Annotated in this window: 22 protein-coding genes; 13 read left to right on the forward strand and 9 right to left on the reverse strand. The window is 41.4% G+C overall.

Features of this window, described 5'->3' with window-relative positions; all coding sequences use genetic code 11:
• Nucleotides 1-7: 7 nt before the first annotated feature.
• Nucleotides 8-397 (reverse strand): cytochrome b562, encoded by a 390-nt coding sequence (locus GVX98_RS15190; RefSeq protein WP_159128536.1) that lies wholly within the window; start codon nucleotides 395-397, stop codon nucleotides 8-10.
• A 77-nt stretch (nucleotides 398-474) separates the two neighbouring features.
• Nucleotides 475-1,749, reverse strand: coding sequence for a bifunctional phosphopantothenoylcysteine decarboxylase/phosphopantothenate--cysteine ligase CoaBC (gene coaBC, locus GVX98_RS15195; protein ID WP_004983463.1), 1,275 nt, complete (start codon nucleotides 1,747-1,749; stop codon nucleotides 475-477).
• A 111-nt stretch (nucleotides 1,750-1,860) separates the two neighbouring features.
• Here coaBC and radC point away from each other — a divergent pair, with 111 nt between their 5' ends.
• Both radC and GVX98_RS15205 read left to right on the forward strand, forming a co-directional pair.
• Nucleotides 1,861-2,553: a DNA repair protein RadC gene (radC, locus tag GVX98_RS15200; protein ID WP_159128537.1), complete on the forward strand. Its 693-nt coding sequence runs from the start codon at nucleotides 1,861-1,863 to the stop codon at nucleotides 2,551-2,553.
• Nucleotides 2,554-2,628: 75 nt separating this feature from the next.
• Nucleotides 2,629-3,540 (forward strand): bestrophin family protein, encoded by a 912-nt coding sequence (locus GVX98_RS15205; protein ID WP_004697627.1) that lies wholly within the window; start codon nucleotides 2,629-2,631, stop codon nucleotides 3,538-3,540.
• A gap of 67 nt (nucleotides 3,541-3,607) precedes the next feature.
• Here GVX98_RS15205 and GVX98_RS15210 read toward each other — a convergent pair whose 3' ends face one another.
• Nucleotides 3,608-4,459 carry a PHP domain-containing protein gene (locus GVX98_RS15210; protein ID WP_114837575.1) on the reverse strand — a complete coding sequence of 284 codons (852 nt, stop codon included), beginning with the start codon at nucleotides 4,457-4,459 and terminating at the stop codon, nucleotides 3,608-3,610.
• A gap of 44 nt (nucleotides 4,460-4,503) precedes the next feature.
• Here GVX98_RS15210 and GVX98_RS15215 point away from each other — a divergent pair, with 44 nt between their 5' ends.
• The 4 genes from GVX98_RS15215 to mnmC are packed head-to-tail and all read left to right on the forward strand — an operon-like array spanning nucleotide 4,504 to nucleotide 7,902.
• On the forward strand, nucleotides 4,504-5,118 hold the full coding sequence (locus GVX98_RS15215; protein ID WP_004983445.1) for an inner membrane-spanning protein YciB: 615 nt from the start codon (nucleotides 4,504-4,506) through the stop codon (nucleotides 5,116-5,118).
• 29 nt (nucleotides 5,119-5,147) lie between these two features.
• Entirely contained in the window at nucleotides 5,148-5,450 is a 303-nt protein-coding gene (locus GVX98_RS15220; RefSeq protein ID WP_004697623.1) for a YciI family protein, read from the forward strand.
• Between the two features lie 4 nt (nucleotides 5,451-5,454).
• Complete coding sequence (locus tag GVX98_RS15225) at nucleotides 5,455-5,958, forward strand: hypothetical protein (RefSeq protein WP_159128538.1); 504 nt, start codon at nucleotides 5,455-5,457, stop codon at nucleotides 5,956-5,958.
• A gap of 36 nt (nucleotides 5,959-5,994) precedes the next feature.
• Nucleotides 5,995-7,902: an FAD-dependent 5-carboxymethylaminomethyl-2-thiouridine(34) oxidoreductase MnmC gene (gene mnmC, locus GVX98_RS15230; RefSeq protein WP_159128539.1), complete on the forward strand. Its 1,908-nt coding sequence runs from the start codon at nucleotides 5,995-5,997 to the stop codon at nucleotides 7,900-7,902.
• Between the two features lie 97 nt (nucleotides 7,903-7,999).
• Here the strand turns inward: mnmC and GVX98_RS15235 are convergent, their stop codons facing one another.
• Nucleotides 8,000-8,314: a rhodanese-like domain-containing protein gene (locus tag GVX98_RS15235; RefSeq protein ID WP_159128540.1), complete on the reverse strand. Its 315-nt coding sequence runs from the start codon at nucleotides 8,312-8,314 to the stop codon at nucleotides 8,000-8,002.
• 91 nt (nucleotides 8,315-8,405) lie between these two features.
• Between GVX98_RS15235 and GVX98_RS15240 the strand changes: the two genes are divergently transcribed.
• The 3 genes from GVX98_RS15240 (at nucleotide 8,406) to GVX98_RS15250 (ending at nucleotide 10,058) form a co-directional block, all read left to right on the forward strand.
• On the forward strand, nucleotides 8,406-8,894 hold the full coding sequence (locus GVX98_RS15240; protein ID WP_004697619.1) for a YajQ family cyclic di-GMP-binding protein: 489 nt from the start codon (nucleotides 8,406-8,408) through the stop codon (nucleotides 8,892-8,894).
• Nucleotides 8,895-8,922: 28 nt separating this feature from the next.
• Nucleotides 8,923-9,423, forward strand: coding sequence for a DUF4442 domain-containing protein (locus tag GVX98_RS15245; protein WP_159128541.1), 501 nt, complete (start codon nucleotides 8,923-8,925; stop codon nucleotides 9,421-9,423).
• A 137-nt stretch (nucleotides 9,424-9,560) separates the two neighbouring features.
• Entirely contained in the window at nucleotides 9,561-10,058 is a 498-nt protein-coding gene (locus tag GVX98_RS15250) for an ester cyclase (protein ID WP_159128542.1), read from the forward strand.
• A gap of 73 nt (nucleotides 10,059-10,131) precedes the next feature.
• Here GVX98_RS15250 and GVX98_RS15255 read toward each other — a convergent pair whose 3' ends face one another.
• From GVX98_RS15255 to GVX98_RS15265, 3 genes are read right to left on the reverse strand one after another with little or no spacing between them, the layout of a single operon-like run.
• Nucleotides 10,132-10,554 carry an acyl-CoA thioesterase gene (locus GVX98_RS15255; protein ID WP_004697616.1) on the reverse strand — a complete coding sequence of 141 codons (423 nt, stop codon included), beginning with the start codon at nucleotides 10,552-10,554 and terminating at the stop codon, nucleotides 10,132-10,134.
• A gap of 17 nt (nucleotides 10,555-10,571) precedes the next feature.
• Nucleotides 10,572-11,003, reverse strand: coding sequence for a thioredoxin TrxC (gene trxC, locus GVX98_RS15260; protein WP_004697614.1), 432 nt, complete (start codon nucleotides 11,001-11,003; stop codon nucleotides 10,572-10,574).
• Entirely contained in the window at nucleotides 11,004-11,900 is an 897-nt protein-coding gene (locus tag GVX98_RS15265; protein ID WP_058870325.1) for an alpha/beta hydrolase, read from the reverse strand.
• A gap of 124 nt (nucleotides 11,901-12,024) precedes the next feature.
• Between GVX98_RS15265 and GVX98_RS15270 the strand changes: the two genes are divergently transcribed.
• The 4 genes from GVX98_RS15270 (at nucleotide 12,025) to GVX98_RS15285 (ending at nucleotide 15,182) form a co-directional block, all read left to right on the forward strand.
• Entirely contained in the window at nucleotides 12,025-12,360 is a 336-nt protein-coding gene (locus GVX98_RS15270) for a TIGR01244 family sulfur transferase (protein ID WP_004983428.1), read from the forward strand.
• Nucleotides 12,353-12,778, forward strand: a complete 426-nt coding sequence (locus GVX98_RS15275) for a sulfur transferase domain-containing protein (RefSeq protein ID WP_004983427.1) — start codon at nucleotides 12,353-12,355, stop codon at nucleotides 12,776-12,778. Before GVX98_RS15270 ends, GVX98_RS15275 begins: the two co-directional genes overlap by 8 nt.
• A 209-nt stretch (nucleotides 12,779-12,987) precedes the next feature.
• Nucleotides 12,988-14,385 carry a dihydrolipoyl dehydrogenase gene (locus tag GVX98_RS15280; RefSeq protein ID WP_171503379.1) on the forward strand — a complete coding sequence of 466 codons (1,398 nt, stop codon included), beginning with the start codon at nucleotides 12,988-12,990 and terminating at the stop codon, nucleotides 14,383-14,385.
• 308 nt (nucleotides 14,386-14,693) lie between these two features.
• On the forward strand, nucleotides 14,694-15,182 hold the full coding sequence (locus tag GVX98_RS15285; protein ID WP_228716307.1) for a glycosyltransferase: 489 nt from the start codon (nucleotides 14,694-14,696) through the stop codon (nucleotides 15,180-15,182).
• On the opposite strand, the gene GVX98_RS15290 is transcribed toward GVX98_RS15285, so the two are convergent.
• The gene (locus tag GVX98_RS15290) at nucleotides 15,171-15,902 is read right to left on the reverse strand and encodes a glycosyltransferase (protein WP_159128545.1); all 732 of its coding nucleotides are present in this window, start codon (nucleotides 15,900-15,902) and stop codon (nucleotides 15,171-15,173) included. The two genes, GVX98_RS15285 and GVX98_RS15290, sit on opposite strands and share 12 nt — an antisense overlap.
• A complete protein-coding gene (locus tag GVX98_RS15295) occupies nucleotides 15,899-17,326 on the reverse strand; it encodes a mannose-1-phosphate guanylyltransferase/mannose-6-phosphate isomerase (RefSeq protein ID WP_159128546.1) in 1,428 nt (475 codons plus the stop codon). The genes GVX98_RS15290 and GVX98_RS15295 overlap by 4 nt, the downstream gene beginning before the upstream one ends.
• Between the last annotated feature and the right edge of the window lie 14 nt (nucleotides 17,327-17,340).

Here is a 17,340-nt window from a genome sequence, read left to right on the forward strand (position 1 = left end):
TACTGAATTATTTAAATGCTTTATGGCCTTGCTGCTTAATGGCCTCAAACTTGGCTGAACTTTGTTTAGCTTCCGCAAGTTTCCCTGCCTGTACCAAATGTTGAGCATGTTCAATTTCTTGGGTTAATGCATCAAACTTTTGTTCATATTGTTTCACTTTAACACTGTCTTTTGGTTGTTTCACCAAAGTATCAGGCTTGTTTTGCTTGGCAGTTGCCGCGGCTTTTTGCATTTCAGCTAATGCGGTATTCGCCTCTGTGGCAGTCTTGGCTTGAGTAAAAGCTTTTGAGTTTTTCGCCAAAGATTTCATCGCACCTTCTAGCACTTCCGACGCTTGTGCAAGTCCTGCCAAACATAAACCACTGCTCAACAGCACAACCTTTAATAATGTTTTCATTCTTATTCCTATGAGTTTGCAAAAAAAATGCAGCCTAAGGCTGCATTGAATATCGCAAAAATTAAGACTGATGTAAATTAAAAATCATCATCACTTTCAGGGTCTCGATGTAAAGCATCATGAATCGCCTCAACCAACTGCAAAGCAATTTCTTGTTTCGACGCTTTTTCCAAATCGCGCTTGTCCATTTTATAGCTTTCTGCAAAAAAGACCGTCATCGCATTTTCATCAGAAGCAAAACCAATATCAGGACGTGACACATCATTACAGGCAATCATATCGAGCTTTTTCGCGACCAATTTACCTGCGGCATATTCCTCGACATTACGTGTTTCTGCTGCGAAACCCACCATGAACGGGCGTTTATCTTGCTGTGCAATGGTCGCCACAATATCAGGGTTTTTGATTAAAGAAACATTGAGCTCGTCCCCTGCTTTCTTAATCTTATGTTCTGCAACTTCTGCAACACGATAGTCCGCAACAGCGGCAGTCGCGATAAACACATCACAGCCTTCATCTAACATTTGCATACTGGTATCCAGCATTTTCATGGCAGATGAAACATTGATTCGGCGTACACCGTTCGGTGTGTCTAAGCTGACAGGACCTGCAATTAAAGTTACTTTGGCTCCTGCCGCATAACAGGCAGCAGCAATGGCAAAGCCCATTTTTCCGGTACTGTGGTTGGAAATATAACGCACAGGATCAATTGCTTCACGCGTTGGCCCAGCAGTAATGGTGACTTTTTTACCCGCCAACATCCCAAATTTTTCAGCCATGGCACGCTGCACTTTATGGAAGTATTCTGTCACTTGATGTGCCAAATCCTCAGGCTCAGGCATACGGCCTAAACCGACATCACCACAAGCTTGCGCACCCGCATCTGGCATGATCACATGCATGCCATCTTCCACCAAAGTCGCTAAATTACGCTGTGTCGCTTTTGCTGCCCACATTTGTTGGTTCATGGCTGGTGCGACCCATACAGGGGCTTTGGTGGCTAAATATAAAGTAGAAAGTAAGTCATCAGCTAAACCCGCAGCAAACTTTGCAATGGTGTTGCAACTGGCAGGCGCAACCAAAAGCAGGTCTGCCCAGCGTGCCAGCTCAATATGCCCCATGCCCGCTTCGGCTTCAGGGTCGAGAAGTTCTGTATGTACGGGGTTGCCCGACAAAGCTTGAAAAGTTAGCGGCGTAATAAAAGCCTGCGCACCTTCGGTCATCACCACACGGACTTGAAAACCCGCATCTTTTAAACGGCGAACCAAAATGGCACTTTTATAGGCAGCAATACCGCCCGTAACAGCTAAAAGGATATTTTTATTTGGAATTACACTGAGATCAAAGCTCACGAACAGGCTACCTTTCTGTTGCAGTGGCGCTCACAATAGCATTAAATAGTCTCGTACCCAATCATCGATTGGGCCCTGTTTCTCGGATTAAGAATAAAAAAGTATAAAATAATGCACTTATCCATAAAAAAATGGCCTGAACAAGAACGGCCTTGTGAACGCTTATTACAACAAGGGCCAGCCAGCCTATCCGATGCAGAACTGCTGGCTATTTTCATCCGCTCGGGTTCAACACAACATTCTGCAGTCGAATTGGCACGTCTTTTGTTGCAACATTTTGGTAGTCTGAATGCGGTTTTCGATGCTGAACTGCCCGAGCTCAGCCAGTTTCACGGCATTGGCCCGACCAAGTATTCACAATTAATGGCCGTCAAAGAATTGGGGCGACGTTACGGCAGCCAGCAGCTCAAGCAACACAAGTTGGAACTCAATCATTCAGCTCAACTGCTCAAGTTTTTACAGTATGAATTTTCTGGCGAAAACCAAGAAGTCTTTGCGGTGCTCTGCTTAGATGCACATTTAAGAAAAATAAACTTTAAAAAATTGTTTTTTGGCGCAGTCAATTCTTGTGAAATATCGATCAATCAATTGCTACGTTACTGTATTGCTCAACACGCTACATTCATGGTGCTTGCCCATAACCATCCGCTTGGAAAAGCTCAACCCTCCACGGCGGACATCGAACTGACCGAGCGCATTCTTCAAGCCACTCAGCTCGTGGATATTCAAGTGATTGATCATTTCATTTTATCACCCGAAGGTGCTTTTTCTTTTGCTGAACACGGCCTGATCCAATCCGTTTAAATATGCAGACAAATGATTGACAAATACGACGACAAATATGAAGATCAAGCAAAATTTTAAAAGAATTCTAATCACATGATTGTGCGTGATCAGCCAAGTATTTTTAAGGTGCTTTTTTCATGGCGTGGCACCATTCTTCCCAAAGTTTTACCCCCTTTGGGCGTGGTCATGTTGGTCTCCGCCATTATTGGCATTTTGTCCTATGTCGGCTATTTCCACTTCCCTGAACTGCCTTTGGTCGGCTTCACCCTCATTGGGGTGGTACTTTCTATTTTCCTCGGCTTTAAAAATAGTGCCTGCTATGACCGTTGGTGGGAAGCGCGGAAGTTATGGGGCATTTTAATTGCTAACTCGCGTCACTTTGACCGTGACTGTCGTATCTTGACTCAAGGTCGTCGTGAACGTGTGATTCAACATGTCATTGTCTTTGCCAATGTCTTGCGTGACCGTTTACGCCATCAAACAGCCAATCCAACAGAATTGGTGCAGACCAGTGGCTTAAGTCAAAATGCACTGACTCAGCTATATCAACAAGCCAATGCCCCGCAGTACACGCTCAGCTTAATTCAGTGGGAGTTGATGCAGGCATTAAAAGAAGGTGAAATTAGTGACATTGTGTATGCGCAGCTAAATCAGCACGTTGCTGACTTGAGTGTGGTGCAAACCGGTTGTGACCGTATTGCGACAACGCCGCTACCTTTTGCCTACTCGGTATTACTCAATCGTACGGTGTATTTTTTCTGTCTCATTTTACCGTTCAGCTTAGGCTCAACCTTGGGTATTTTCACCCCGCTATTGGTTGGTGTGTTGGCCTATACTTTCTTAGGACTCGATGCTTTAAGCTCGGAAATTGAAGAACCTTTCGGAACGCAAAGTAATGACTTGCCGCTGGACTCGATGGTACGTACCATCGAAATTGAACTGCTTGGGACTTTAGGTAAACCGACTCCCCCCCCCATTCAAGCACAAGACAATAACTTACTCTAATCGAGCTCATGCTTACCTTCTCTTAGGCTATATAGCTCTTGGAGAAGGTAGGAATGGTCAAAAATCTTTAGACAAAACTTTCCCAAATCCCCACTTGCCCGTCTTTAACTCTGGGAATATTGCCCAACTTAATCCACGGCATATTGTCGCCATGAAAGTCACTCCCGACCGATACTTTTAAACCATGCTCGGCAATCATTCGGTCCACCATTTGACGGGTAGATGTCGGTTCGACATTGGGCGGCAACTCAACCGCATCCCCACCAAACTGCGCAAATATTTCAATCAGATAACGAATGTTCGTAGCAGATAAGTCATACCGTGTCGGATGCGCCAATACGGCAAAACCACCACTGGCATGAATCACTTGAATGGTTTCTTCTAAACCCAGCCCATCAAATTTCACGTAGGCTTTCTTACCTTCCTTAATATATTTATCAAACGCTTGTTGCGCACGACTCACATACTTTTTTTCAACCAAGGTCTTGGCAATATGCGTTCGAGTCACACGGTCAGGCATCTGTTCAACTTTCGCTAAAACATCGAGATAAATATCTTCACCAATCAATGGAATCAACAAATCACAGATTTGCTTAGCACGTCGCGCACGGATTTGTTTTTGCTGTTCAAGGCATTTTTGCAGTGGCTCTAGATCTTGCATATTCAATGCAACCACATGCACACCATAGTTTTTCTGGGTTGAGGGTCTCGACCACTGACTCGAAATTTCTACACCCGAAATAATACGCATCGCATGCGACTTTGCAGCCAACTCTGCCAACGCGAGACCATCCATGGTGTCATGGTCTGTCAAAGCCAAGGTGTGGATGCCTTTTTCCGCAGCAGCATCAACCAATTGCTTCGGTGTGAAAGTACCATCAGAAATATTGCTGTGAGTATGTAAATCTACGCCTTCCATCACTTATACTAGCTATTTATTTGAACAGATTTAGATACTCTAACATGAAAGCACTTTTAGACTTTGTGCCGCTGATAATTTTCTTTTATTTATATAAAACTGTAGATCCTAAAAATACTGATCACCCATTGCTCCAATTGATTGGTTCTGCTGGGGGTGTCGATAATAATAATATTCTTGTAGCCACCACAGGTCTGATTATTTCGATGCTGGTGGTTTACGGCGCACTGTTCTTTATGCAAAAGTTCCGTTTAGACAAACAACAGTGGATTGTGTTGTTTATGACGGTTATTTTCGGCGGTGTCACCTTAATGCTGTCGGATGACTTTTACATCAAACTCAAAGCGGCCTTACTGAATATTATTTTCTCAGGCGCTTTCTTACTTTCTCCTTATTTTGGCAAAGAACGCAAACCGCTGATCAAACGCTTGTTTGGCCCAATCTTCAATTTAACCGACGCAGGTTGGAAAAATTTAAACTTTGCATGGGCTGCTATGTTTGCCCTCATGTCTTTTTTACACGTATTTTTCGCATTTTTATTTATGGACGGAAAATATTGGGGAGAATTCACGGCTTTTGGTGACATGATCGTGATGTTTTCCTTTATCATTATTCAGTTTATTGTATTGCGTAAATACTTTAAATCTTCTGAAGAGTAATTTAGCCAGAACATACATCGAGAACTCTTATGCCGCTATTCGTCGTCACATGTACCGATCAAGAAGGTACAGTCGAAAAACGTCTTGCTACACGTCCAGAACATCTTGCTCGTTTACAAAAGCTCAATGACGAAGGTCGTTTAATTGTTGCAGGAGCGATGCCGAAAGATCCAAGCAATCCGCAAGCAGGCTTTTACGGCAGTACGATCATTGTTGACTTTGACTCACGTGAAGCACTCGATGTCTGGTTACAGGAAGAGCCATTCTTAAAAGCAGGGGTTTATCGTCAGATTGATGTTAAACCATTTAATAAAGCATTCCCTCAAGGATAAGGTCATGCGCGTTGTTGTCACAAGCTTATTGGGCTTATCTCTTTTTTCTTCTATGGTGTGGGCCGTTGAAACCGCTCCTGCCCCGAGTGTAGCCTCTGCTGTACCAGCAACGACTGCCGCACCTGTTCAAGTGCAAGGCAGTACAACTCAACCGAAAATCATTCCAGCAGTGGCCACAGTTAGCCCAACAGGTCAACCACAAGAAGCCAAACCACTCACCACTGAACAACTGGCAAAGAACAAAGCATTGCAAGATGCCAAAGTCAAAGCACTGGTCAAAGACCAAGCTTCACGTCTTGCACAATTGGAAAAAGCCAACCTTGATGCTTTGGCGCAAAACCAAGAGCTACAACTCAAAAATGATAGCCTCGGTGTACAAGTACAAGTCTTACAAAGCGAACGCAGTGCGCAAATGTTTCTCTACGGCGCGGCGACCATTGCTGTTGGCGTATTACTGGGTTTCTTAATTGCCAGTTACGTTTACACCAAACGTCGTCGTCAGTGGTAAGCTAAGCCCTATTGAAAACAATAGGGTGCTGTGGTTGTGTCGCGTGCAATTCAAACTGCCGATTTAGAGTGGCAACAGATTGGTGGCATAGATGTGCCAGTCTCAAAACAATTTGGCGATGTCTATTTTTCCAAAGACAATGGTCTACTCGAAACTCGCCATGTCTTTTTAAATGGCAATGATTTATCTGAGCGCCTGTCCAATCTTCAGCCCTTTGAATATTTTAGTGTTGGTGAAACAGGCTTTGGCACAGGGCTCAACATCTTGGCACTTTGGCAACTTTGGCAACAGGTGCGCCCAAATAACCACAGCCACCTTCATGCCATTTCAGTTGAGAAATTTCCGCTGTCTAAGACTGATCTAATACGTGCACTCAATGTCTGGCCTGAACTCAAACCGATCGCCGATCAACTGATCGCACAGTACCCGCACCCAATTGCGGGTTGTCATCGCCTGAGCTTCCCTGAGGAACGTTTCAGCCTTGACCTTTGGTTAGGCGATGCACAAGATTTTTTCCCTAGCATGGCAAAAACCAGTAGCGTTAACGCATGGTTCCTCGATGGTTTTGCACCTGCCTGTAACCCAGACATATGGGAAGAGCAAGTACTGAATCACATCGTTCGCTTATCTGGTGTTGGAACGACATTTTCTTCATTTAGTGTCGCAGGCGTGCTCAAACGTGGTTTAACACAGCATGGTATTTCTATTTCACGTCCGCGTGGCTATAAGCATAAACGCGAAATGCTGAAAGCCATCTGGTTATCTGCTGAGCCTGAAAATACATCAGATGCTGTAGATACCCAATCAGTATTAAATCAAAATCAACCTGATCAAGTACCACACACTTTTAAACAACGCCAGATTGCTATCATTGGCGCAGGGATTGCAGGTTTAACTAGTGCATGGGCCTTTGCTGAACGTGGGCACCAAGTCACGCTCTACGACCAATCTGAGCCACTTGCAGGAGGTTCAGGCAATCCGCTGGCCTTACTTAATCCCAAACTTTGTCCGATTGAACAAAGTCATGAACATTTAATGACTTTGGCTTGGCAACATGCTTTACAGCACTATCCCAAGTTTCAGGCTTTTCGCCCCATTCAAGTACATCAACTGGCACTGAAAAAAGCCGAAGACTTACTCGATCTCGAACAACAATATCCTGCGGGTCTTTTGACAGCCGAAACCGCTGCTGATTCTGCGTTAATTACTGAATATCCTAGTCTGAATTTAACCGAAGCCGGCGCTGTATCACCACATCAACTCAAAGATCAAATCTTAGCGCATCCGCTCATTCAGTTCGTACAAGCCAACATTACTCAAATCCACCCAGAGCACAATGAACTTTTCAATGCACAAGCCCAATCTTTAGGTCAGTTTGATCATGTGATTGTGTGTTGTGCACGCCACACGGCTGCTTTCTTTGAGCAGTACCCCGTGCTGAAGCCCATTCGCGGACAAGTCAGTTGGGTGGAGAACACCGCACAACCTTTAACCCTCAATCAAGCTTATAGCTATGGCGGCTATTGTATGCAGCTTGATGCTCAACAGTTCATTTTAGGTGCATCCTTCCATCCCAATCGGGATGACAGCGATGTTTTGCTTGAAGACCATGTGCATAACTACGAGCTTATCCACAGTGTCTTTCCAGATTATGCACAATCACTTCCTGACGTAACGAATTGGCAAGGCCGTGCATCCGTTCGCGCGCAAAGTTTGGACTATTTTCCAGTCCTTGGAAAAATGTCTGAACAGTCTGAAATTTATAGCTTTGCTGGCTTGGGTTCTAAAGGCTTTTTGTTTGCGCCTTTATGTAGTGAAATTTTAGCAGCGCAGATACTGAAAGAGGCCTGCCCCGTTCCTGAGTCACTGCTACAAAAGTTTAGCCCGACCCGATTCCAGAAAAAACTCAAAGCCAAAAAGCCTTATTTTAAAACGCCGTCTTAGTTTTGCTTATGACTCAAGACAGCGCATGGCGTTATAGAAAAAAATCACATTTCCAAGACATTAAAAAAGCGCCTTACGGCGCTTTTTTTGCTTCTGCTTAGTGACTTTGTTCTAAGGCTAAACCAGCATCACGAGCAGCACGGGTACCACCCATTAAAATCACATACTCACGCGCACTGTCAAAACCTTCGAGTAACTCTGCAGCACGTGGCGCTTTACTACCGCCACCACATAAAATGTAAATCGGTTGATCCGTCGACACTTGAGTAAGGCTTTGTGCTGAAAGTTCTGTGATTGGCTGATTAATCGCCCCTTTCACGTGTGCTTCAGCATAAGCACTTGAATCGCGTACATCCCAGATGATCGCATCCTCTGGGAACTCAAATGTTGTAATTTCTTGTTTACGGATCATTGCGCACTCCTTTGATGTAAACAACACTTGGCAAATGAAGAAAACATCCCTAGCATCTCAGATATTCTTTCCATTTGTAAAGGTTTAATCCATGCCATCTTTTGATATTGTTTCAGAATTAGAAATTTTTGAAGTAAATCATGCCGTTCAGAACACCCAAAAGGAAATCGCAACCCGTTTCGACTTCCGTGGTCAGGACGTTTCAATTGAACTCAATGAAAAAAACAAAGAAATCAAAATTTCAACTGAAAGTGATTTCCAGTGTGAACAAGTGTACACCATGTTAGAGAACCATTTCTTTAAGCGTAAAGTCGATATTCAAGCGCTTGATCCACAAAAAATGACTGCTTCAGGTAAAAATGTACTTCAAGTGGTGAAATTAAAAGACGGACTTGACTCAGATACCGCAAAAAAAATTAACAAGGCCATTAAAGAAAGCGGCATTAAAGTGCAATCTTCAATTCAAGGCGACAAAATTCGTGTGACTGATAAAAAGCGCGATACATTACAACAAGTAATGACCTTTTTAAAAGAACAACAATTTGGTCTGCCTTTACAGTTCAATAACTTTAAAGACTAATACTCTTGTTTGATCATTTGAGGTAACTATGCAAAAGTCCAATCGCTTATCAAAACTTGTAAAAACCACGTCACGCTTGCCGAAAGCGTTGCGTACGCGATTATGGAGTCAAGCTTTTGGTCGCATAGTTCCGATGGTCGGCAGTGCCAATATTCGTTATTTGCAAGTCAGCCCAAGTGAAGTCGTGGTCAAAATCGAAAATCACCGTGCCATGCAAAACCATATTGGTCAACTGCATGCCTGTGCCATGGCCTTGATTGCTGAAACGGCAACTGGTTTTGTAACAGGGATGAATGTGCCTGACCATTGCATCGTTCTGATTAAAAGCATGCACGTTGACTTTAAACGCCCAAGTAAAGGTGCCATGACAGCGACAGCCACCTTAACACCAGAACAGCAGCAGCTGATGCAAACCACCGCTAAAGGTGAAACTTTAGTTTCTGTGACAGTGCTGGATGAATCGGGTGAAGCACCTGTTCAATGTGAAATGTTATGGGCGTGGCTCGACAAAGCATCATTAAAAAAGTAAAAATGTAAATATAACTTACTGTTTGGTAAGTATAAAATTTAAAACAATACGCTAAAGCTGCGACTAAAACTTACTATATCTTTGTTTCGACTCAGCTCAAAATCATGCTACATAACATGAATATTTGAGCTGACTTGATGAAAAAAAGACTAATTTTAGCGATTGCCCTATTTTCTTTAGGGCTGGTGGCCTGCCAACAGCACAATCCCGCCAATGAATCTGTTTCAACAATGCCGAGTCACCATTCTGCCTCTGCCCTGACCGAACAAAATAAAAAACTTGTAGTGGACTTTTATGAAGGAGTTTTTAGCAAACATCAGGTTCAAACCTATTCTGACCGCTATATTGGTACACAATACATTCAACATAATCCCTATGTTGCAGACGGAAAAGCACCTTTTGTAAACTACTTCACCCAGTATTTTAAAGAACATCCAGATGCAAAAAATACCATCAAACGTGTCGTGGCCGAAGGTGATTTGGTGGTGCTCCATGTACATTCCACTCAAAATACACAAGATCGTGGTGAAGCCGTTGTCGATATTTTCCGCGTCGAACAAGGCAAAATTGTAGAACACTGGGATGTGATACAAACTATTCCCGCGGAGTCCGCGAACCGCAATACCATGTTTTAATCCATCGGACTGTGTGGAATAACAATAAAAAAGCCAGTGATTACACTGGCTTTTTTGCAGACCGACTCAAACCTTAGTTGGATTGGCTCGCAAGAAACTTTTCTTTAACATCCGCTGGAATCTGACGTTTATTGCCTTTGACATCAACCGCAACAAAGGTAAATACACCTTCAGTCACACGTACAGGCGGACGTGAACTGTCATGACTATCCCACACTTCAATTTCCATCTGAATAGACGTATTGCCCACTTTTAACAGTTTGGTATAACAACTGATGACATCGCCAACTTTCACTGGGACTAAGAACGTCATCTGATTAATTGAAATCGTTGCACAGCGTCCCTTACTAAAACGCTCTGCGTGAATTGCACCCGCCAAATCCATTTGTGACACAATCCAACCACCAAAAACATCTCCACTCCAGTTGGTATCGGCTGGCATTGCAATTGTCTGAAGAGACAACATCCCTTCTGGTTTCACATGAATCTCTGACACGTTGACTCCAATTTTCGTTATGACTGGGCTTGCAACTGTTGATCTAACCATTGTTGCAATTGTGGCGCACGGAGCGCACCGCTTATTCTAGCAATTTCAGTAGTTTTATTCATTAAAACTAAGGTTGGAATACTACGTACGTTAAACGCACTGCTCAAGCGCGGAGATTCTTCGGTATTAATTTTAGCAAAAATAACCTGCGGATTTTGCTTGGCCACTTCAGCAAAGTGCGGAGCCATCATTTTACATGGACCACACCACTCTGCCCATAAATCAATAAACACAGGTAAATCGCTATGGCTAATGAACTGGCTAAAATTCTGCTCATTCAATTCAATCGGTGCCGCAGGTAAAAGCGCTGCGTGGCATTGACCACAGCTCGGATTAGCACTTAATTTCTCTTCAGGCACACGATTCTTGGCCAAACAAGTAGGACAGACGATAATCATTTAGTTGACTCCAATATGTTGATGTAAGAATTCTAATTGGGTCGAAATGGCTTTTTCAAACCAACTGGCATGATAAATATCAAAATGCTGCATTTCCCACTCATGATATTGAACAAAAGGGGCAATATTGGTGGCTGCTTCACGACTGGATTCGATCGGAATTAAACTATCATGCTTGGCAGCAATGAAAAGTACAGGAATATTAATTTGTCTGACATTTTGAATGGGACGATAACGAATTAGATTAAAAAAGAGTCGGGCAGGTATCTCTCCACTCCAATAATAATCAGGATTAATAATCGAACGATAACCCAAATACGCATCTTGCGTCGGCAAAAAACATAACTCACGTGGATCAACCACAGGTAAAGTAGTCGGGGACATCCCTACTTTTCCCCCCATATAATCTTGGCTGGATAGTTTTAAGGCTTTGGGGAACTGTTGCAAAGGATATAACTTAGCACTTGCTGCCCCATCTACAAAAGGCACTTGCGCCATCACGGCCTGTACATTCTTGAACTCTGCTGCGATATCGAGCACATAACCGCCACTGAGCGCGGTCCCCCACAGCACGATCCGTCGACTATCAATCGACTTACGTTCTTTGAGGTGGTTAATCATAGTCCGCCAGTCTTCCAGCTGTTTCTTAATCGAGACCAATTCTCGTGGACGTCCAGTACTACCGCCCCAATAACGGTAGTCAAATAACACGACTGCATAACCCGCTTGTGCAAAACGCTGCGCAAATTGGATCAGTTTGAATTGGCGCAGCCCAGCCAAACCATGGGCCATCACAATCACTGCTGGCTTTTCTTCAGTTTTCGGACGATAGAAATCCGCAGCAATGACCTCTTGGCCACTTTTGACATATAGCGGTTCAACGGTATAGGCGTGCATACCTGCTCCATTGCGTTATTTTATGGTTGTAATCGCTTATAAATATTTCAACAGCATAGGCTGAGCTTTCAGCTTAATGCTATCATAAAGCATATCTCGATTAGTTTAATTTTGGAGTGACAGCATGAGCGAAAATGTAGGCTTTGCAGGTCAAATTGGCCCAGAACATTTGGTTCAAGTGGTTGAAAAAGGGTTTAAATCTGTGATCAATAACCGCCCAGATATGGAAGGTGGCCCAGAACAACCAACCAGCGCTCAAATTGAAGAAGCAGCACGTATTGCAGGCCTCGATTATGTCTATCAACCTGTGGTTGCAGGGCAAATCACAGAAATGGATGTACGCACTTTTGCCAATCATTTCAATGAGCTACCAAAACCTGTTTTAATGTTCTGCCGTACTGGTAATCGCTCAAACAACTTATACCAACTGGCGAAACAAATGGACCTGTTAGATGACTAAACGGTTGTTTAAAAGTGTCATCTGCACTGCTCTGATTTTAACAAGCAGTGCATTATGGGCGGCAACGAATAACCTGAGTCAAGCACTCAGCCCACAGCTCAGTATTTCAGGGGAAATGACCCAAGACAAGTTTCAACAGTTGATAAAACAAGGTTTTAAGTCGGTCATTGTCAACCGACCAGATCAAGAACAAGGTAATACCGTTCACGTTGATCAACTGCGTAATATTGCGGAACAGTCCAAAGTCAGCGTAATTTACCAACCGGTTACCAGCAGTAAAATTTCTGAAACAGACGTGGTCGAATTTGCTAAATATTATAATGAATTGCCCAAGCCTATTTTAATGGTCTGTAAGAGTGGTGCTCGCTCTAGTCTGCTGTTCAATCAGGCAAAACAACGAGGATTACTCCATGAATAAACTGTTGCTACTTTTACTCTGCTGTACCTTAATGACAGCATGTAGTTCAATGAATGTACGTCCTACTGTTGGGGTAAGCGTTGGTACTGGCTTATAAGTCAAATGAAAGTAAAGACGGCATCTAGTGCCGTTTTTTTACAAAATATAATCATCTACAGCCCTGAATATGTTAACTATAGAGTATGTCTCGCTTAGATAAACGTTTACTTATGTATGATCTGATTATTATTGGGGCTGGAACTGCGGGTATCGCAGCCTACCAACAAGCCGTGAAGTCCACACAAAATCTATTAATCATTAATGATGGGCCATGGGACACTACTTGTGCACGTGTCGGCTGCATGCCGTCAAAAGTGCTGATTTCTACAGCAAATCGCATGCATGATATTCAACATGCGGATCGTGTCGGATTGCAAGTAGAGTCAAAAATAGACCGCAGTCAGGTCATGCAACACGTACAAAAACTCCGTGATCGCTTTACTCATAGCACCCTTAAAACCGTAGAGAGCTGGCCTGAGTCTCATAAAATTCAGGGTCGTGCTCGCTTTGTCGATGCAAAAACGGTCGAAGTTAATGGGCAACTCTACCAAGCCAAAAGCTTTATTTTAGCTGTAGGCTCCACACCTAGCTTTGACCCAGCATGGAAGAATGAACTTGGTGATCGACTCATCACCTCCGATCAAATCTTTGAACTCAATGCTTTACCCAAATCTTTAGCGGTGATTGGGAGCGGAGTCATCGCGATTGAACTTGCGCAAGCCATGCAACGACTTGGCGTCAATACCACAGTCTTTGCACGTAGTCGTAAAGTCGGCGTTCTGACCAGCCCGAAATTGCAGCAGTTGGCACAAACAGAAATTAGCACTGAACTTGAGATCAAGTTCGAAGTTTTACCCACTAAAATTAAGTATATAAACGATCAAGTTGAAATTAGTTTTATTGAAAATGGTCAGCCTAAAACACTCAACGTCGATTATTTATTGGTTGCTACAGGACGCAGCAGTCTTTTAAATACCCTTAAACTCGAAAATATCGACACCTCATTCACAGACTTAAAACATTTACCTGTTGATCCTGAGACCAAACAACTCGCCGACTATCCGATTTTTATCATTGGCGATGCACATACTGATACTCCATTACAACATGAAGCCTCACACGAAGGTAAAGTTTCGGTCAAAAATGCATTGAACTTCCCCACTATAGAACCAGTCAAAACTTTAACACCTTTAGGCATCGTGTTTAGTAGCCCAGAAATGGCAATGGTTGGACAAAACTTTCAGCAACTACAAAGTGCACCTATCGATTTTGTCATCGGCGAAGTATCTTATGCTAAACAAGGGCGTGCATTAGTTCTGGGTAAAAACCATGGGGCCATTGACGTGTATGTGGATAAAAGCAGTCGAAAACTACTTGGTGCTGAATTACTCACAGAATCTACTGAACATTTGGCCCATTTACTGGCATGGATGATTTCAGAACAACTGACCGTCGATGAAATTTTGGAAAAACCGTTTTATCACCCAACCCTTGAAGAAGGTTTAAGAACGGCATTAAAACATGCACGTCGACAGCTAGATACGATACCTAAACTGCGAAATTCATGATGCATGTTCTTTTAATAAGATTTTCTGTGTGCAATTAAATGATTTCATCAAATAATATATAAAAGCCAGCAAATGCTGGCTTTTTACTATTTAGGCCCTTATAGATAGCTTATTTCCAGCTCTTTTCATCTGATTACTTCTTCTTATTTTTCCCTCTTAATAATTCTTTATTTATATTATTTAACCTTTCGTGCATAAAAAAATCCCCCTCAGCTATAAGCGGAGGGGGATTTGAATTAATGAGCTGGCGATGACTTACTCTCACATGGATAACTCCACACTACCATCAGCGCTAAGAGGTTATATATATTGGGTATTTTGGGAGCATGGAAGAAGAGCGTGGTATTGATGATTTAATTGAAGCTGTAAAAATACTAAGGCAACAAAATATAAATATATATATCTTACTTAGTGGGAAAAAACGAGAGAATTTAAATTTGAATTACAAATTTATTACTTATCTTGGAAATATACCTTTTTCCAAAGTACCTATTGCTATGGCATGCTGTGATTTACTCGCCTTACCCTATAGAAATTCAGAGTTTTTGAATAATGCTTCTTCTTGTAAAATAGCGGAATATATTGCCATACAAGTACCTATTGTCGCAACGCTATCGTCGAATATTACCCAAAACTTTAACTTATCTGAGCATGCAACACTTAATGATTTTGCACTTGTAAACGACATAGAATCGTTATGTAAAATAATAAATCTTCAAATTAAAGAAAGAAAAATAATTCTAAATCAATCTGACAATCATCAGTGGTCTGAAATTAGTAAAAAACTATTTACTTAGTAATATTCTCTTTGTCAACTTTAATACAAATAATATATATTGCACCCACTTATATCGCTCTGTTAACAACTGAATTCTAAAAAATTCTGTACATGTACCAATACTATCTACGGAACTTACACCATTGCAACCAAACTCACCAACAACACATTCTATTTTTTTAATTTTTTCACCATTCTGGCAACAAGTTTTAATAAAAAGCTGATCTGCTGCTATAGGAAATTTTCGTGAATAAAACCCATATTCATTGTGCAATTCTTTCTTAATTAATGTCCCCAAAGCATGATCAGAAATCCAATGAAACTGCCCATATATCCAGGATTGACCCTTCCCGCCCTTTAATTTATGCCCTCCCTTAATAATAGTCGCAGTTATTAAACTTATATCGTTTTGAATTACTATTTTATAGCTATGAATCGCATTTGGAAAAAATATATCATCAGCTCCAGCAACCAAATAATACTCACCTGAACAAGCTTGTACACCCTTATTTAAAGCATCATAAATACCAAAATCAGGTTCTGAGATAATTTTAATATTTAAGTCATTTATATTTTTCAAAATTTCCAAAGTTTTATCTGTTGAAGCTCCATCTACTACAACCCACTCAAAGTCTTTATCTTGTTGATCTCTTAAACTTTCTATTAAATTTTGAATACAAGATTCAGCATTATAAACTGCAGTAATTACACTTATCTTATACTTATTATTTTCAATCATGGTTGTGTTCTTCCATATAAATCTTCAAACCGCTGAATATCATCCTCACTTAAATAAGAACCTGTTTGTATTTCTATTAATTCTAACGGTATGCAGCCCGGATTCTCTAACGAATGAATTTCCCCAATTGAAATATAAGTTGATTCATTTTCACTTAGTAAAAAGCTACTATCCCCTTTTCTCACTTTTGCAGTTCCTTTCACCACAATCCAATGTTCAGCTCGATGATGATGCAGTTGTAAAGATAATTTTTCACCTGTATTGACAGTAATACGTTTTACTTGGTAACGAGAACCAACATCAATGCATTCATATTTCCCCCATGGCCTAAAAGCTTGTCGATGCACTGAAACTTCTGTTCGATCATTTTTTTTCAAAATTTGAACAATGTCCTTTACATTCTGCATATAATTTTTATTTGCAATCAACAATGCATCTTTTGTCTCTACAACAATAAGATTTTCAACACCCAGTAAACTCACTAATTTATCAGTAGCATATACCAAATTATTCTGACTATGAAGCTGTATAACATCTCCTTTTATCACATTAAGATCTTTGTCTTTTTCTTGAATATTCCAAAGAGCAGCCCATGATCCAATGTCACTCCAACCTGCATCTAACTTTACCATCAACAAATTATTTACTTTTTCGATTAATGCATAATCAATCGAAATATCTGGACATTGTTTAAATTCGGTTACACCTATACGAATAAAGTCTAAATCAACTCTGGCTTGTTCATAAGCTTGAATACAAGTTTGTTTTACATCCTGAGCATATTGATCAATCAAATTAAAAAACTCGTCCAAATCAAACATGAACATACCGCTATTCCATGCATAGCCGCCTATTTGTAAATATTCTTCAGCTTTTTTTAAGTTTGGTTTTTCTACAAAGCGATCAACTTTACAAATTGATTGAAAATCAATCAATTCACTATATTTAATATAACCATAGCCTGTTTCAGGATATTCTGGCTCTATTCCAAATATAACAATTGAAGAGTCTTTGAGATAATTATAAGCTTGCTCAATGCTCTGTTTGAACGCAATAAGATTCTGAATTTCATGATCAGCCGAGAGTACAAATAAATTCACCCCCTTTTGTTGGTATTTCTTTTGTGCATGTAGTGCTGCAAGTGTGATTGCTGGAGCTGTATTTCGACCTACGGGTTCTAAAATAATATCTGCCTGTTCAATAGCAATTTCACGTAACTGCTCTGCCACAATAAAACGATGCTCTTCACCACAAATAATAATTGGGTCAACAAAAGGTAAATCTAAATTTTTAAGTCTTAAGATTGTATTTTGCAATAACGAATGTTCATTCAGTAATCTTAGAAATTGTTTTGGGTAGCTAGTGCGAGATAATGGCCACAAACGAGTACCAGCACCTCCCGCTAAAATCACAGGAACAATCATCCATTTCCCCCAAA

Origin of the sequence: Acinetobacter sp. 8I-beige, from assembly GCF_902505955.1 — a bacterium.
Lineage (GTDB): Bacteria > Pseudomonadota > Gammaproteobacteria > Pseudomonadales > Moraxellaceae > Acinetobacter > Acinetobacter johnsonii.